Source organism: Kitasatospora sp. NPDC006697 (assembly GCF_042869935.1).
GTDB lineage: Bacteria > Actinomycetota > Actinomycetes > Streptomycetales > Streptomycetaceae > Kitasatospora.
On sequence record NZ_JBIAGU010000001.1, the window covers coordinates 646,907 to 662,526 of the forward strand.

Consider the following 15,620-nt stretch of genomic DNA (forward strand, 5'->3'; position numbering starts at 1 on the left):
CCCCGGCGGCTGCGTGCCCGTGTGCTCCCCCGGTCTCCTGCCCATCTGACGGCCACCGGATCCTCCTGAGGTTCGGACGATGCATCAGATCGTAGGAACATCTCCGCACCTGGTCGGGGTCCACGCACGCCGCTGCGGCCGGCCGGGTGAAGTCACCACCGGGTCGGCCCAACAAAAGAGGCGGGACCCCTCCGAAGAGGGGTCCCGCCCGGTGCGCGCGGGGCGCAGAACCGTTACTGGTTCTGGTTCTCGCCGCGGTAGAACTCGAAGACCCAGCCGTACAGGCCGATCAGGATCACCGGCACGGCCCAGAACATCAGCCACCAGCCGAAGATGACACCGCAGAAGGCCAGCGCGCCGCCGATCGCCAGCGAGAGCGGCTGCCAGCTGTGCGGGGCGAAGAAGCCCATCTCACCGGCGTCGTCCGAGACCTCGGCCTCGGGGTTGTCGCCGGCACCCTGGTCCACCCGGCGGGCCGTGAAGCCCAGGTAGAAGGCGATGAAGGCGCAGAGCCCGAACGCCAGGAAGAGCGCCGTGGTGCCGGCCGGCTCGATCCCGTGCGAGGAGTGGGTCGTCCACAGCCCGTAGGTGATCGCCATGATCAGCGCGAAGGCGGAGAGCCCCGCGAAGATCTTGCCCTGTTCCTTCATCAGGCGTCGCCCTTCTTCTTGCCGCCGTCGTACTCGGCCGGGATGACGCCCTCGAGGTGCTTGGCCGTGTGGCCGTGCAGCTCGATGTAGTCCAGCTGGGCGATGTCCGGGTGGTGCAGGTCGAAGGCCGGGGATTCCGAGCGGATCCGCGGCAGGGTGAGGAAGTTGTGCCGCGGCGGCGGGCAGGAGGTCGCCCACTCCAGCGAGCGGCCGTAACCCCACGGGTCGTCGACCTCGACCTTCTCGCCGTACTTGGCGGTCTTCCAGACGTTGTAGAGGAACGGCAGGATCGACAGGCCGAGCAGGAACGAACCGATGGTCGAGACGGTGTTGAGGGTGGTGAAGCCGTCCGAGGCCAGGTAGTCGGCGTAGCGGCGGGGCATGCCCTCGGCGCCGAGCCAGTGCTGGACCAGGAAGGTGCTGTGGAAGCCGATGAACAGCGTCCAGAAGGTGATCTTGCCGAGCCGCTCGTCCAGCATCTTGCCGGTCATCTTCGGCCACCAGAAGTGGAAGCCGGCGAACATCGCGAAGACGACGGTGCCGAACACCACGTAGTGGAAGTGGGCGACGACGAAGTACGAGTCCGAGACGTGGAAGTCGATCGGCGGGGCGGCCAGCAGGACACCGGTCAGACCGCCGAAGAGGAAGGTCACCAGGAAGCCGACCGTCCAGAGCATCGGGGTCTCGAAGCTCAGCGAGCCCTTCCACATGGTGCCGACCCAGTTGAAGAACTTCACACCGGTCGGGACCGCGATCAGGAAGGTCATGAAGGAGAAGAACGGCAGCAGCACCTGGCCGGTGACGTACATGTGGTGGGCCCACACCGTCACGGAGAGGCCGGCGATGCCGATCGTCGCGGCGATCAGGCCGGAGTAGCCGAACATCGGCTTGCGGCTGAAGACCGGGATGATCTCCGACACGATGCCGAAGAACGGCAGCGCGATGATGTACACCTCGGGGTGGCCGAAGAACCAGAAGAGGTGCTGCCAGAGCAGTGCCCCGCCGTTGGCCGGATCGAACACGTGGGCGCCGAACTTGCGGTCCACCTCGAGGGCGAAGAGCGCGGCGGCGAGCACCGGGAAGGCCAGCAGCACCAGCACGGCGGTCAGCAGGACGTTCCAGACGAAGATCGACATCCGGAACATCGTCATGCCGGGCGCGCGCATGCAGATGATGGTGGTGATGAAGTTGACCGCACCGAGGATGGTGCCGAAGCCGGAGAAGGCCAGACCCATGATCCACATGTCGCCGCCGACGCCGGGCGAGTGGATCGCGTCGGAGAGCGGCGAGTAGGCGAACCAGCCGAAGTCGGCGGCGCCCTGCGGGGTGAGGAAGCCGCCGACCGCGATCAGCGAGCCGAACAGGTAGAGCCAGTAGGCGAACATGTTCAGACGCGGGAAGGCCACGTCGGGGGCGCCGATCTGGAGCGGCATGATCCAGTTCGCGAAGCCCGCGAAGAGCGGGGTCGCGAACATCAGCAGCATGATCGTGCCGTGCATGGTGAAGGCCTGGTTGAACTGCTCGTTCGACAGGATCTGGGTCCCGGGACGAGCCAGCTCGGCGCGCATCACCAGCGCGAGGATGCCACCGATCAGGAAGAACGCGAACGAGGTACCGAGGTACATCGTGCCGATCGTCTTGTGGTCGGTGGTGGTCAGCCACTTGATGATGGTGGCGCCGGGCGTGCGGGTCCGCTTGGTCCCGCCGGCCGCGACGGAGCCCCCATGCGCCCCGCCGGCCGCGGCGGGTTCGTTGAGGATGGTCACTTCGCTTCACTTCCCATGCTGATGACGCCCGAAGGCACCGCGCCGCCCTGGCCCTGGGCGCGCAGGTCCTGCAGGTGCTTCACGTAGTCGTCGTGCGAGACGACCTTCACCTTGAAGAGCATCCGGGAGTGGTCGACGCCGCAGAGCTCCGCGCACTTGCCGTCGAAGGTGCCGATGACGGTCGGGGTGACCTCGAACCGGTTCACCACACCCGGCACCACGTCCATCTTCATCATGAAGTTGACGGGCCAGAAGTCGTGGATCACGTCGCGCGAGGTCAGCCGGAACTGCACCGACTCGTTGACGGGCAGCCAGAGCGTCGGCATGTCCTTGGGGGTGCCCACGTCGTAGGCGGCCACCTGGCTGTTGGGGTCGGGGGTCTCGGTGTTCTCGTAGTTGAACGCCCAGCTCCACTGGAAGCCGACCACGTTGACGTAGTGCTGCGGCTTCGCCGATACCTGGGTCAGCTTCGTCTCGTCGCGGGCGACGAAGTAGAAGAGGACCGAGACGATGACGATGGGGACCGCGGTGTACAGCGCCTCGATGGGCACGTTGTACCGGGTCTGCGGAGGGATCTCGATGCCGGTGCGGCTGCGCCGGTGGAAGATCACGCTCCAGATGATCAGACCCCACATCAGAACGCCGACCACCAGCGCCGCGATCCACGAGCCCTGCCACATCTGCAGGACGAGGTGACCGTCCTTGGTGACGGGGCTGGGGAGGCCAAGCCTGGGCAGGTCATTGGCCGAGCAGCCGGTAGCGGTCGCGATGACGAGGCCCAGTGCCAGCGCCTGAGGCAGCTTCCGCCGCATCGTGCGCCGCGGCGAGCGGTCGGAGCCGTTGGGACTCACGTAGCGCCTTCCCGAAGTCTCGCCCGCTGCGCGCCGCCCCCGGGAGTACTGTTGCCTCCCCGGCGACCCGTCCACGGGCACGGTTTGAATGCTTATGCGGGCCAAACCCTACTCCAGCCTTATGCGGACCTGACGAGCAGGTCCCGGTAACGCGCCGCCCGGCTACCCGATCAGCCGCCGCAAGGACGGACTCCCAGGTCACGACGGTCTTTCGGGCCCGGTACACCCGATCGAGTGAGGGCATTGAGACGACCGGGTGACGACCCGTCGGGAGGGGATGAAACGGACATAATCGACCGGGTTGTGAAGATCGACTGACGGGTTGTGGGGCCGGGATACCGTGTCGGGTGTGCCGTCAAACGAGAGCGCCTACTTCGACGCCGCCTCCACCGCCCCGCTGCACCCCGCCGCCCGCCAGGCGCTGACCGCCGCGCTGGACCAGGGCTGGGCGGACCCGGCCCGGCTCTACCGGGCCGGCCGGCAGGCCCGGATGCTGCTGGACGCGGCCCGGGAGACCGTCGCCGGGGTGCTCGGCGCCCGGCCGGACGAGGTCTCCTTCACCTCCGGCGGCACCCAGGCGGTGCAGATCGGCATGCTCGGCGCCCTGCGCGGGCGCCGCCGGACGGGCCGTCACCTGGTGCACTCCGCGGTGGAGCACTCCAGTGTGCTGCACACCGCCGAGTGGCACGAGGCGGACGGCGGCGAGGCCACCGCCGTACCGGTGGACCGGCTCGGCCGGGTCGACCCCGCGCAGTTCGCCGCCGCCCTCCGGCCCGACACCGCGCTGGCGGTGCTGCAGTCCGCCAACCACGAGGTCGGCACGGTGCAGCCGGTCGCCGAGACCGCCGAACTGCTCGGCGGCGTCCCCCTGCTGGTGGACGCGGCGCAGACCGCGGGCCGGCTGCCCGTCCCGGCCGGCTGGTCGGTGCTGACGGCCAGTGCGCACAAGTGGGGCGGGCCGGGCGGGGTCGGGGTGCTGGCGGTCCGCAAGGGCACCAGGTTCGCCTCCGCGCTGCCGGCCGACGAGCGGGAGGGCGGCCGGGTGCCCGGCTACCCGGACGTGCCCTCCATCGTCGCCGCGGCGGCCGCGCTGCACGCCGTCCGGGCCGAGGCCGAGGCCGAGAACGCCCGGCTGCACGCCCTGGTGGAGCGGATCCGGGCGGAGGTCCCACGGCTGGTGCCGGAGGTCGAGGTGGTCGGCGACCCGGTGCACCGGCTGCCGCACCTGGTCACCTTCTCCTGCCTGTACGTGGACGGCGAGGTGCTGCTGACCGAGCTGGACCGGGCCGGCTTCGCGGTCTCCTCCGGCTCCTCCTGCACCTCCTCCACCCTGACGCCCAGCCATGTGCTGGCCGCGATGGGCGTGCTGACCGAGGGCAACGTCCGGGTCTCGCTGCCGGCCGGGACCACGGCGGCCCAGGTGGACCGGTTCCTGGCCGTGCTGCCGGAGCTGGTCGCCCGGGTCCGGGCGCCGCTCGGCCTGGACCTGCCCGCCCCGGCGGCGGCAGCGGCAGCGGCAGCGGCGGAGACGCTGGTGCTCGACCAGCTCGGCCGGCGCTGCCCGCTGCCGGTGATCGAGCTGGCCAAGCGGATCGGCGAGGTCCCGCCGGGCGGCACCCTGGCGGTGCTCTCCGACGACGAGGCGGCCCGGCTCGACATCCCCGCCTGGTGCGGGATGCGCGGGCAGGAGTACCTGGGCGAGGCCCCGGCCGCCGGCTTCGGGGCCGACCGGGGCACCGCCTACCTGGTGCGCCGCACGGGCTGAGCTCAGACCAGCTTGTCGGCCAGCTCGGCGGCGGCGGCCTGGCCGTAGGCCTCCTTGAAGCGCTCCAGGAAGGCGGCCGGGCGCAGCTCGTACTCCTGCGGGCCGACGGTCTCGATCACCAGGGTGGCCAGCATGCAGCCGAGCTGGGCCGAGCGCTCCAGCTCCAGGCCCCAGGCCAGGCCGGAGAGGAAGCCGGCCCGGAAGCCGTCGCCGACACCGGTCGGGTCGGCCTTGGTGCGCTCGGGCGCGCAGGGCACGGTGATGTCCGGCTCGCCCTTGCGCTGGATCCGCGCGCCCTTGGCGCCCAGGGTGGTGATCCGGGTGCCGACCCGGTCCAGGATCTCCTCCGGGCTCCAGCCGGTCTTGCTCTCGATCAGCGCGGCCTCGTACTCGTTGCTGAAGAGGTAGGCGGCACCGTCGACGATCTCCCGGATGTGGTCGCCCTCCAGCCGGGCCAGCTGCTGCGAGGGGTCGGCGGCGAAGGCGTAGCCGCGGGTGCGGCACTCCTGGGTGTGCCGGACCATCGCCTCCGGGTCGTCGGCGCCGATCAGCACCAGGTCCAGGCCGCCGACCCGGTCCGCGATCGGCCGCAGCTCGATGTTGCGGGCCTCGGACATCGCGCCGGTGTAGAAGGAGGCGATCTGGTTCTGGTCCTGGTCGGTGGTGCACATGAAGCGGGCGGTGTGCCGGCTCTCCGAGATGTGCACCGACTCGGTGTCCACGTTGTGCCGGTCCAGCCAGGAGCGGTACTCGGCGAAGTCCGGGCCGGCCGCGCCGACCAGCACCGGGCGCTGCCCGAGCACGCCCATGCCGTAGGCGATGTTCGGCGCCACCCCGCCGCGGCGGATGTCCAGCGCGTCGACCAGGAAGGAGAGCGAGACGGTGTGCAGCTGCTCGGGCACCAACTGGTCGGCGAACCGGCCCGGGAAGGTCATCAGGTGATCGGTGGCGATCGAACCAGCGACGGCGATGCGCACGGGGGGTACTCCTCGGTAAGGGGGCGCGGCTGGACAACCCCCACACGGTACCCGTCACCGGAGCCGCCCAGGTAACGGTTGGCCGATCCCGACCGGCGCGGGCTACTACCCCCGGGTAGTACTGGCCGGGCCCGCCCGGGCCGCCTAGGGTCGCGATCAACGGGCCCGTCCGGGGTCCGCCCGGCGATCGGAGCGCTTCCGCATGCAGCCCAGTCACTCCCCCGTCCAGCCGTCCTCCGAGAGCGAGCCGGACGGGCTGGCCGAACTGCTGGACTCCTCGCGCCGGCTCGGCCTGTTCTGGCCGCCGCTGGAGCGCGGGACCCGGCCCGGGGCGCCCAGCCGGCCGATCACGGTGCCGGACCGGACCCGGGCGCTGGTGGCCGGCATGGCGGAGTTCGGCGGCTGAGGCCGCTGCCGAAACTCGTCCGCCCGGACCGGGAACCGGTCCGGGCGGTGCCACGTCAGATCCGCGCAGCCACCGCTGCGACCCACGGATCCGCCACCCTCAGGAGGACGTCGCACCATGGACGAGAAGACCACCACGGCCCGTCCCGCCGCACCGACCCGGCGCCGCGCGCTGGCCGCCGCCGCGCTGCTGCTGTCGGTGACCGCGGCGGTCAGCGCCTGCGGCAGCAGCGCCAAGCACCCGGCCGGTGCGGGCAGCTCCCCGGCGCCCGTCGCCACCGCCTCCCCCTCGGCCGGTGCCTCCGCGAGCGACTCGCCGTCCGCCGCCGCCCCTTCGGCCGGTGCCCCCTCGGACGCCGCCTCGCCGACCGGCCCGGCCAGCGGCGCGAGCAGCAGCCCTGGCGGCACCGGCGGCACCGGCGGTGGCAGCGGGACCGGCGGCGGCAGCGGGACGGGCACCGGCGCGGGGGCCGGCGCGCCCACCCCGGCCCAGCCTGGCGGCACCCCCTCGGCGCCGATCAAGAGCCCCGCCCCCGGCAGCACCGTGACCCCGCTGCCGGTGGACCCGGTCCACCCCGCCGCCGACCTGCGGCCGACGAGCTACCTGGCGAACGGCAGCCAGCTGACCGTCTTCTTCACCGGCGGCATCTGCGACAAGTACGCGCTGAAGACCAACGAGGGCAAGCAGGGCGCGGTCGGCGTCCAGGTGGTGATCACCGAGCGCCAGCCCACCGGCCAGATGTGCCCGGCGCTGGCCAAGCGCCAGTCGGTGGTCGGCACCCTGACCCAGCCGCTGAACGGCCGCTCCGTCTACTACATCCTGGACGGCTCCCCGGTCCCGCTGGAGTCGGCCCCGAACGGCGGCCCGGTCAGCGCGGGCAACTGAAGCCGGCATCGAAAAGCGGCGGGGGGGGGGGGGGGGGGGGGGGGGGGGGCCCCGGGGGGGGGGGGGCGGGGGGGGGGGGGGCCGGGGGGCTTGGGGTGCTGCGGTTCCTCGGGGCCTCTGTGCTGCTGCTGCCTCCGCGGCCCCCTGTCCACCCCCGCCCCCCCCCCCCCCCCCCCCCCCCCCCCCCCCCCCCGGCGCCCCCCCCCCCCCCCCCCCCCCCCCCCCCCCCCCCGCTTCGGGCCCACTGGCGGGCCGAGGACTCAGCTGAACGAGTCGCCGCAGGCGCAGGAGCCGGTGGCGTTCGGGTTGTCGATGGTGAAGCCCTGCTTCTCGATGGTGTCGACGAAGTCGACCGTGGCGCCACCGAGGTAGGGGGCGCTCATCCGGTCGGTCACGACCTTGACGCCGCCGAACTCCTTGACGACGTCGCCGTCGAGCGAGCGCTCGTCGAAGAAGAGCTGGTAGCGCAGGCCGGAGCAGCCGCCCGGCTGCACGGCGACGCGCAGCGCGAGGTCGTCGCGGCCCTCCTGGTCCAGCAGGGCCTTCACCTTGGCCGCAGCGGCATCGGTGAGGAGCAGACCACTCTCGACGGTGGTCTCGTCCTGGACGGTCATCTGGTTACTCCCGGTCTGTGACGACAGTGTGCCGCCAGTGCCAACCGGCGGCTGCGCGGTTTGATTCCGCGCAGTGGTTCTGGTGTTCCTTTGTCCGCGGCGGCCGGGCGCAACCCGTCCGCGTTGTTCGTTCCATGCTCGCACATGCCGAAAAACCCCGACACGGTCCGGGCCGCAGCAGTCAGGATGGTGGGATGATCCTTCGTCACGTGCGCGACTCCGCGGCCGACGCCGAAACCGTCCGGGAGATCGCCCAGGCGGCCTTCGGCCGGCTCACCGCCCGCCCGGACGGCACGCCGGGCCACCGGCCGACCGAGGCACAGGACATCTTCCACCGGGCCAGGACCCGGCACCTGGCGGCGACCGACCCCGGCGGCTGCTGGCTGGCGCTGAGCGGCGAGCGCCCGGTGGGCTTCGCACTCTCGCTGCGCCGCGAAGGCCTCTGGGCGCTGGCGCTGACCGCGGTGCTGCCCGAGTACCAGGGCCGGGGCATCGGGCGGCTGCTGCTGGAGCGGGCGGGCGAGCACGGGCACGGCTGCCTGCGCGGCATGATCACCGTCTCGGTGGACCCGGCGGCGGCCCGTCGCTACCGGCTGGCCGGCTTCCACCTCCACCCGACCATGCGGCTGACCGGCCTGGTGGACCGGGACCGGCTGCCGCCGCCGAGCGACCTGGCGGTGCTCCCGGGCACGGTCAAGCACCAGGAGCTGCTGGACTCCATCGACCGCCGGGTGCGCGGCTCCGCGCACGGCCCGGACCACCCGATGATGCTGGCCCACTACGAGGAGCTGCTGGTCTGCGACACCGTGGTCGGCAGCGGCTACTGCTACCGCGACGGCGGCACGGTCAAGCTGCTGGCCGCCACCTCCAAGCGCCTCGCCGCCCGGCTGCTGGCGGAGGCGCTGGCCCGGGTCCCGGTCGGGACGCCGGCCAAGGTGGAGTGGCTGACCGCGGAGCAGGAGTGGGCGGTGGACGTCGGCCTGGAGCTGGGGCTGACCCTGGAGAACCACGGCTACCTCGCGGTGCGCGGCATGCAGCCGCCGCCGGCCTACCTGCCCAGCGGCGGCTTCCTCTAGCGGGGTCTCAGACCATGGTGTCCAGGATCTCCCGGACCATCTCCATCGTGGTGCCCGGGTGCAGGAAGGCGAACCGGGCCACCGTCTCGCCGTCCCAGCCGGTCGGGGTGACGAAGCCGACCTGGTCGGCCAGCAACTGCCGGGACCAGGCGTAGTACTGCTCCTCGGTCCAGCCGGTCCGGCGGAAGCAGACCGCGGAGAGCTGCGGGTCGTGCAGCAGTTCCAGGTGCGGGGTGCGGCGGATCAGCTCGGCGGTCTCCCGGGCCAGCGTGAGGCCGGCCTCGATCGCGTCGGTGTAGGCCTGGGTGCCGTGCACCGCCAGCGAGAACCAGAGCGGCAGGCCGCGGGCGCGGCGGGTCAGGTGGTAGGCGTAGTCGGTGGGGTTCCACTCGTCGCCCTCGTGGTGCAGCACGTCCAGGTAGGAGGCGTCCTGGGTGTGCACGGCCTTGGCCAGGCGCGGCTCGCGGTAGATCAGCGCGGCGCAGTCGAACGGCGCGAACAGCCACTTGTGCGGGTCCACCACGAAGGAGTCGGCGCGCTCGATGCCGTTGTAGCGCTCGCGCACCGAGGGGGCGAACAGGCCCGCGCCGCCGTAGGCGCCGTCCACGTGGAACCAGAGGCCGCGCTCCCCGGCCACCTCGGCCAGGCCGGCCAGGTCGTCGATGATGCCCTCGTTGGTGGTGCCCGCGGTGCCGACCACGGCGATCACCGTCTCCGGCTCGGGGTCGGCGGCCAGCGCGGCGCGCAGGGCGGCGCCGGTGAAGCGGCGGTCCACGGCGGGGACGGGGAAGGCCTCCACACCGATGATGTTGAGGGTGTTCTTCACCGAGGAGTGCACCTGGTCGGCGACGGCGATCCGCAGCCGGGAGCCGGCCGGCAGCTTGCGGCGGGCGGTGTCCCGGGCCACCACCAGGGCGGACAGGTTGCCGGCCGAGCCGCCGGAGACGAAGGTGCCGCCGGCCCCCTCGGGCAGCCCGGCCCGGTCCGCTATCAGCCGCAGCACCTGGTTCTCGGCGGCGATCGCGCCGGCCGCCTCCAGCCAGGAGATGCCCTGCAGCGAGGCGCAGGAGACCACCATGTCGAAGAGCAGGGCGGCCTTGGTCGGCGCGCAGGGGATGAAGGAGAGGTAGCGCGGGCTGTCGGCGGAGATCACCGCGCGGGACAGCTCGTGGTCGTAGAGCTTGAGCACGTCCGCCGGGGCGTTGCCGTGCTCGTTCAGCAGGCCGGCCAGGTGGTTGCGCAGCTGCTCGCCGTCGCCGGGGTGGTCCAGCGGCACCGGGTCGTACTGCAGCCGTTCCCGCATGTAGCCGAAGACCAGGTCCACCAGGTCGTTGTCGGGCTGGTGCATGCGGTGCGGGGCGCTGGTCACGGGGGCTCCTTCGGCTGAACAAGTGCACTTCAGCCTAGGCAGCGGGGGGCGCGCACCGCGCGTCCGAATGCGCCGTGCCGGGCAGCTTTCGGGCGTCTTCGGGGATCCCGACGCAGGAAAGCTGCGTCAGCCGATCAACCGGGACAGCACCACCGAGCTGCGGCTGCGCTGGACGCCGGGCTCCTTGCGGATCCGCTCGATCACCGCCTCCAGGTGGCGGGTGTCGGCGGCCCGCAGGTGTACCAGGGCGTCCGGGTCGCCGGTGACCGTCCAGGCGGCGACCACCTCGGGGAACTGCCGCAGGCTGGCCAGGATCTCCTCGGGCGCGGTGCGCTCCCGGCAGTAGACCTCCACGAAGGCCTCGGTCTGCCAGCCCAGCAGCTCGGGGTCGAGCACCACGGTGAAGCCGCGCACCACCCCGCGGGCCCGCAGCCGGTCTATCCGGCGCCGCACGGCGGTGGCCGAGAGGTTGGCGAGCAGGCCGATCTCCGCGTACGAGGCCCGCCCGTCCCGGCTCAGGTGGGCCAGGAGCAGGCGGTCGGTCTCGTCCAGGGCGACCCCGCCGGCCTCGGCGGGCGGTCTGCTGCTGCTCATGGACGTGCTCTCCAGGGAGGGTTCGGATTGCGGACGGTGGTCACCGCCCCCATTCTCCCGAAGCGCTCCGTTCAGTCCACCATGAGGACGATCTTGCCGCGGGTGCGGCCCTCGGCGCTGAGCGCCTGGGCCGAGGCGGCCTGGGACAGCGGGAAGGTCGCGGCGACGTTGACGGTGAGCCGGCCGGCGTCGGCCAGCTCGCCGAGCGCGGTCAGGTCGGCGGTGTCCGGGCGGACGAAGACGAAGCGCCCGCCCAGCTCGAGCACCCCGGGGTCGGCGATCGAGGCGATCCGCCCGGGGTCCTCGACCAGCTCCCGGCTGGCGGCCAGCGCCGCACCGCCGACCAGGTCGAAGGCGGCGTCGACGCCCTGCGGGGCGAGCGCCCGGACCCGGTCCACCAGCCCGCTGCCGTAGAGCACCGGCTCGGCACCGAGCGAGCGCAGGTACTCGTGGTTGTGCTGCCCGGAGGTGCCGATCACCCGGGCGCCGAGCGCCACCGCGATCTGGGTGGCGAAGCTGCCCACCCCGCCGGCCGCCGCGTGCACCAGCACCGTCTCGCCGGGCTTGACCGCGAGCGCCCGGTGCAGGCCCTGGTAGGCGGTCAGGCCGGCCAGCGGCAGACCGCCGGCCTGCGCCCAGTCGAGCGAGGCGGGCTTGTGCGCCAGGGTGCGGACCGGGGCGGCGACGAGTTCGGCGTAGGTGCCGTGCTCCACCGCGTCCTTGCGGACGTAGCCGATCACCTTGTCGCCCACCTGGTACTCGGTGACGCCGGGGCCGACCCGTTCGACCACCCCGGCCACGTCCCAGCCCATGATCAGCGGGAAGTGGACGTCCATCGCGCCGTCCACCCCGCCCTCGCGGATCTTCCAGTCCACCGGGTTCACCCCGGCCGCCTTGACCCGCACCAGCACCCCGTCGGGGCCCAGCTTGGGGTCCGGCAGATCGATGTACTCGACGACCTCGGGGCCGCCGTAGCGTTGGATCGCGATTGCCTTCATGCGGACAGCCAAACACCTCCGGCCCAAGATCACCGGCACTTCCGGGCATCCCGGCACGCCCGTCACGTGCATGGACGCGGCGTACAGACGATCGCGTCACATCGACGCGATGTCCATCGTCAGAGTGACGCGAACGGGTTATGATAGATAACGTCAGATAGACGAGAAGGCTGGGAAGTCCGGCCGCACAGGAGGGCACCCGCCCGTGACCACCACCGTTGACACCAGCTTCGCCGAGCCCGCCGCCACGCCGCTCGCCCTGCTCCTGCTCGGCCGCCAGGCCGACCCGAACAGCGAGCGCGGGGTGGACTGCCCGGGCGACCTGCCCCCGGCCTCCGACCCGGACCTGGTGGAGCGCGCCCGCGCCGCCAAGGCGAAGCTCGGTGACCGCGTCTTCATCCTGGGCCACCACTACCAGCGCGACGAGGTCATCGAGTTCGCCGACGTCACCGGTGACTCCTTCAAGCTCGCCCGCGACGCCGCGGCCCGCCCGGAGGCCGAGTACATCGTCTTCTGCGGCGTGCACTTCATGGCCGAGTCGGCCGACATCCTGACCAGCGCCGCGCAGCAGGTCGTGCTGCCCGACCTGGCGGCCGGCTGCTCGATGGCCGACATGGCCACCGCCGAGCAGGTCGCCGAGTGCTGGGACGTGCTGACCGAGGCCGGCATAGCCGACACCGTGGTGCCGGTCTCCTACATGAACTCCTCCGCCGACATCAAGGCCTTCACCGGCCGGCACGGCGGCACCATCTGCACCTCCTCCAACGCCAAGCGGGCCCTGGAGTGGGCCTTCGAGCAGGGCGAGAAGATCCTCTTCCTGCCGGACCAGCACCTGGGCCGCAACACTGCGGTGCGCGACCTGGGCCTGTCGCTGGACGACTGCGTGCTCTACAACCCGCACAAGCCCAACGGCGGCCTGACCGCCGAGCAGCTGCGGGACGCCAAGATGATCCTCTGGCGCGGCCACTGCTCGGTGCACGGCCGGTTCACCGTGGACTCGGTCGCCGAGGTCCGCGAGCGGATCCCCGGCGTCACCGTGCTGGTGCACCCGGAGTGCCGCCACGAGGTGGTCGCCGCGGCCGACGAGGTCGGCTCCACCGAGTACATCATCAAGGCCCTGGAGGCCGCCGAGCCCGGCTCCAAGTGGGCCATCGGCACCGAGCTCAACCTGGTCCGCCGGCTGGCCAACGCCCACCCGGACAAGGAGGTCGTCTTCCTGGACCGCTCGGTCTGCTTCTGCTCCACGATGAACCGGATCGACCTGCCGCACCTGGTCTGGGCGCTGGAGTCGCTGGTCGAGGGCCGGGTGCCGAACGTGATCACGGTGGACCCGGAGACCGAGAAGTACGCCAAGGACGCGCTGGACCGGATGCTCGCCCTGCCGTAGCACCCGCCGCGACGCCGAGAGGGGCGGCACACCGTTCGGTGTGCCGCCCCTCTCGGGGTTCGGTGCGCCCGCGCCCTACTCGGGGATGCCCGGGATCAGGCCGTCGCCCTCGGCCCGCAGCAGCTCGCGGACCTCCTCGATGGTCGCGCCCTCGCGCGGCAGGATCGAGTCGGACGGGCCCAGGTAGTCGACCGCCACCGGGGTGGCGACCTCCCGGATCGCGCCGAGCAGGTTGTCCAAGGTGCTCCGGAACACGGCCTCGTCGTCCGAGTCCAGCGCCGCGAGCAGCTCGTCATCGAGCTGGTTCAGCCGGCTGAGGTGCTCATCGGCCACCTCGAACTGGCCCTCCCCCATGATCCGCATGATCATGCCGGTGTGTCTCCCTGCTTTCGGGGCTGGCTGGGCGTCACTTCTGGTAGTTGATCGTGGGCGGCGGGGTGTCCTGCTGCCCGTGGCCGGGCTGCTGCTGGTGCTGCGCACCGCCGTTGCCCTGCTCGATCGCGGCCGGGCCGGACGGCCCGCCGCCGAGCTCGGCCTTCATCCGGGCCAGCTCCAGCTCCACGTCGCTGCCGCCGGCCACCCGCTCCAGCTCGGCCTCGATGTCGTCCTTGCGCAGGCCGCTCGGGTCTTCGAGCGCGCCGGAGGCCAGCAGCTCGTCGATCGCGCCGGCCCGCGCCTGCATCTGCGCGGTCTTGTCCTCGGCCCGCTGGATCGCCAGGCCGACGTCGCCCATCTCCTCGGAGATGCCGGAGAACGACTCGGCGATCCGGGTCTGCGCCTGGGCGGCGGTGTAGGTGGCCTTGATGGTCTCCTTCTTGGTGCGGAAGGCGTCCACCTTGGCCTGCAGGCGCTGGGAGGCGAGCGTGAGCTTCTCCTCCTCGGCCTGCAGCTGCTGGTACTGCACCTGCAGGTCGCTGATCTGCCCCTGCATGGCCGACTTGCGGGTCAGCGCCTCGCGGGCCAGGTCCTCCCGGCCGAGCGACAGCGCCTTGCGGCCCTGGTCCTCGTACTTGGCCGACTGCTGCTGCAGCTGGGTCAGCTGGAGCTCCAGGCGCTTGCGCGAGGTGGCCACGTCGGCCACACCGCGGCGGACCTTCTGCAGCAGTTCGAGCTGCTTCTGGTACGAGTAGTCGAGCGTCTCACGGGGATCCTCCGCCCGGTCCAGTGCCTTGTTGGCCTTGGACCGGAAGATCAGCCCCATACGCTTCATGATTCCGTCGCTCATGGGCCTCGGGTGCCCCCTTCTCCGGGCTGCGGATTGCTATCTCGTACCGAATTATCTACTGCGAGTGTAGGTGCAGCCGGGTCATCGACGCAGTACACCTACCTGCAACAAGACTGCTACGACCACACCGGTCCCGGCGTCCTCCGCGAGGTGGATCCGGACCCTCATCCGGAGTCGGGACGCACCGGCCCGATCCGTCCGTGACGACCACCCCGTACCCTTGTCGTTGTGTTCCGACGCCGTTCAGATGAAGCCCCCTCCTCCGCCACCGCACTGGCCGAGCAGGACGCCGCGCCCCAGTCCCGCGATCCGCAGGCGAAGAAGGGCCGTCCCACCCCCAAGCGCAGCGAGGCCGAGGCCAGCCGCCGCACCCGGGTGACCGTGCCCAAGGACCGCAAGGAGGCGGCCAAGCAGTCCCGCGAACGGCTGCGCGCCGAGCGGGAGAAGCAGCGCGAGGCGCTGCTCAACGGCGACGAGCGGGCACTGCCCGCCCGCGACAAGGGCCCGGTGCGCAAGTTCGCCCGCGACTACATGGACTCCCGCTGGTCGGTGGCCGAGTTCTTCCTGCCCTTCGCCGTGGTGATCCTGGTGCTCAGCGTGCTCCGGGTGGGCACCCTGCAGCTGCTCTCCACGCTGCTCTTCCTGATCTTCCTGATCCTGGTCGTGGTGGACTTCGTCCGGCTCGGCCTCGGCCTGCGCCGGGCGCTGAACAACCGCTTCCCGAACGAGAACAGCCGCGGCGCCGTGATGTACGGCCTGATGCGCAACCTGCAGCTGCGCCGGCTGCGGCTGCCCAAGCCGCAGGTGAAGCGGGGCGAGCACCCCTGACCGCGGAACCGCTGCCGTACGACTGGGCCCCCGCGTCGGGGCCCGGTCTGTACGCGCTGCCCGGGCAGGCCGAGGGCGGGCACGACCGCGGCCACCAGCAGGCCCCGTACGCCCCCTACGGGTACCCCGGGCAGCAGCAGGGCCTGCCGGCCCGCAGCGGCTCCTTCGCCGGCGGGGCCGGCGCCTGGCTGGACCGCCAGGGCGGGCTGCACAACCTGGTCCGCCAGGA

Annotated in this window: 16 protein-coding genes; 6 read left to right on the top strand and 10 right to left on the bottom strand. The window is 72.0% G+C overall.

The annotated features are described in order from the left end of the window. Window positions 1-233: 233 nt before the first annotated feature. Genes ACFYNO_RS02880 through coxB form a run of 3 tightly spaced genes read right to left on the bottom strand, consistent with a single transcriptional unit; the run spans window position 234 to window position 3,267 of the window. Window positions 234-650, bottom strand: a complete 417-nt coding sequence (locus ACFYNO_RS02880) for a cytochrome c oxidase subunit 4 (RefSeq protein ID WP_388004121.1) — start codon at window positions 648-650, stop codon at window positions 234-236. Continuing rightward, window positions 650-2,416 (bottom strand): cytochrome c oxidase subunit I, encoded by a 1,767-nt coding sequence (gene ctaD / locus ACFYNO_RS02885; protein WP_388004124.1) that lies wholly within the window; start codon window positions 2,414-2,416, stop codon window positions 650-652. The genes ACFYNO_RS02880 and ctaD overlap by 1 nt, the downstream gene beginning before the upstream one ends. After that, a complete protein-coding gene (coxB, locus tag ACFYNO_RS02890) occupies window positions 2,413-3,267 on the bottom strand; it encodes a cytochrome c oxidase subunit II (RefSeq protein WP_388004127.1) in 855 nt (284 codons plus the stop codon). Before coxB ends, ctaD begins: the two co-directional genes overlap by 4 nt. 349 nt (window positions 3,268-3,616) lie before the next feature. Between coxB and ACFYNO_RS02895 the strand changes: the two genes are divergently transcribed. After that, window positions 3,617-5,032, top strand: coding sequence for a cysteine desulfurase/sulfurtransferase TusA family protein (locus ACFYNO_RS02895; protein WP_388004130.1), 1,416 nt, complete (start codon window positions 3,617-3,619; stop codon window positions 5,030-5,032). Window positions 5,033-5,034: 2 nt separating this feature from the next. Here ACFYNO_RS02895 and ACFYNO_RS02900 read toward each other — a convergent pair whose 3' ends face one another. Further along, window positions 5,035-6,009 (bottom strand): carbohydrate kinase family protein, encoded by a 975-nt coding sequence (locus tag ACFYNO_RS02900; RefSeq protein WP_388004133.1) that lies wholly within the window; start codon window positions 6,007-6,009, stop codon window positions 5,035-5,037. Window positions 6,010-6,211: 202 nt separating this feature from the next. On the opposite strand from ACFYNO_RS02900, the gene ACFYNO_RS02905 reads away from it, so the two are divergent. Both ACFYNO_RS02905 and ACFYNO_RS02910 read left to right on the top strand, forming a co-directional pair. Next, window positions 6,212-6,415, top strand: coding sequence for a hypothetical protein (locus ACFYNO_RS02905; protein ID WP_388004136.1), 204 nt, complete (start codon window positions 6,212-6,214; stop codon window positions 6,413-6,415). 117 nt (window positions 6,416-6,532) lie between these two features. Further along, window positions 6,533-7,300: a hypothetical protein gene (locus tag ACFYNO_RS02910; protein ID WP_388004139.1), complete on the top strand. Its 768-nt coding sequence runs from the start codon at window positions 6,533-6,535 to the stop codon at window positions 7,298-7,300. Between the two features lie 260 nt (window positions 7,301-7,560). Here ACFYNO_RS02910 and erpA read toward each other — a convergent pair whose 3' ends face one another. Further along, window positions 7,561-7,914, bottom strand: coding sequence for an iron-sulfur cluster insertion protein ErpA (gene erpA / locus ACFYNO_RS02915; protein WP_101379990.1), 354 nt, complete (start codon window positions 7,912-7,914; stop codon window positions 7,561-7,563). Window positions 7,915-8,108: 194 nt separating this feature from the next. On the opposite strand from erpA, the gene ACFYNO_RS02920 reads away from it, so the two are divergent. Continuing rightward, entirely contained in the window at window positions 8,109-8,990 is an 882-nt protein-coding gene (locus ACFYNO_RS02920) for a GNAT family N-acetyltransferase (protein ID WP_388004143.1), read from the top strand. A gap of 7 nt (window positions 8,991-8,997) precedes the next feature. Here ACFYNO_RS02920 and ACFYNO_RS02925 read toward each other — a convergent pair whose 3' ends face one another. The 3 genes from ACFYNO_RS02925 to ACFYNO_RS02935 all read right to left on the bottom strand — a co-directional run bounded on the left by ACFYNO_RS02925 (window position 8,998) and on the right by ACFYNO_RS02935 (window position 11,951). Next, window positions 8,998-10,359: a pyridoxal phosphate-dependent decarboxylase family protein gene (locus ACFYNO_RS02925; RefSeq protein WP_388004146.1), complete on the bottom strand. Its 1,362-nt coding sequence runs from the start codon at window positions 10,357-10,359 to the stop codon at window positions 8,998-9,000. A 126-nt stretch (window positions 10,360-10,485) separates the two neighbouring features. Beyond that, window positions 10,486-10,953 (bottom strand): Lrp/AsnC family transcriptional regulator, encoded by a 468-nt coding sequence (locus tag ACFYNO_RS02930; protein ID WP_388004149.1) that lies wholly within the window; start codon window positions 10,951-10,953, stop codon window positions 10,486-10,488. A gap of 71 nt (window positions 10,954-11,024) precedes the next feature. Beyond that, the gene (locus ACFYNO_RS02935; protein ID WP_388004152.1) at window positions 11,025-11,951 is read right to left on the bottom strand and encodes an NADP-dependent oxidoreductase; all 927 of its coding nucleotides are present in this window, start codon (window positions 11,949-11,951) and stop codon (window positions 11,025-11,027) included. Window positions 11,952-12,156: 205 nt separating this feature from the next. On the opposite strand from ACFYNO_RS02935, the gene nadA reads away from it, so the two are divergent. Continuing rightward, complete coding sequence (gene nadA / locus ACFYNO_RS02940; RefSeq protein WP_388004155.1) at window positions 12,157-13,338, top strand: quinolinate synthase NadA; 1,182 nt, start codon at window positions 12,157-12,159, stop codon at window positions 13,336-13,338. 75 nt (window positions 13,339-13,413) lie between these two features. Here nadA and ACFYNO_RS02945 read toward each other — a convergent pair whose 3' ends face one another. Beyond that, entirely contained in the window at window positions 13,414-13,707 is a 294-nt protein-coding gene (locus ACFYNO_RS02945; protein ID WP_388004158.1) for a hypothetical protein, read from the bottom strand. A gap of 37 nt (window positions 13,708-13,744) precedes the next feature. Further along, window positions 13,745-14,548, bottom strand: a complete 804-nt coding sequence (locus ACFYNO_RS02950) for a PspA/IM30 family protein (protein WP_388004161.1) — start codon at window positions 14,546-14,548, stop codon at window positions 13,745-13,747. Between the two features lie 243 nt (window positions 14,549-14,791). Here ACFYNO_RS02950 and ACFYNO_RS02955 point away from each other — a divergent pair, with 243 nt between their 5' ends. Continuing rightward, window positions 14,792-15,391, top strand: a complete 600-nt coding sequence (locus tag ACFYNO_RS02955; RefSeq protein ID WP_388004164.1) for a DUF3043 domain-containing protein — start codon at window positions 14,792-14,794, stop codon at window positions 15,389-15,391. Window positions 15,392-15,620: the final 229 nt, after the last annotated feature.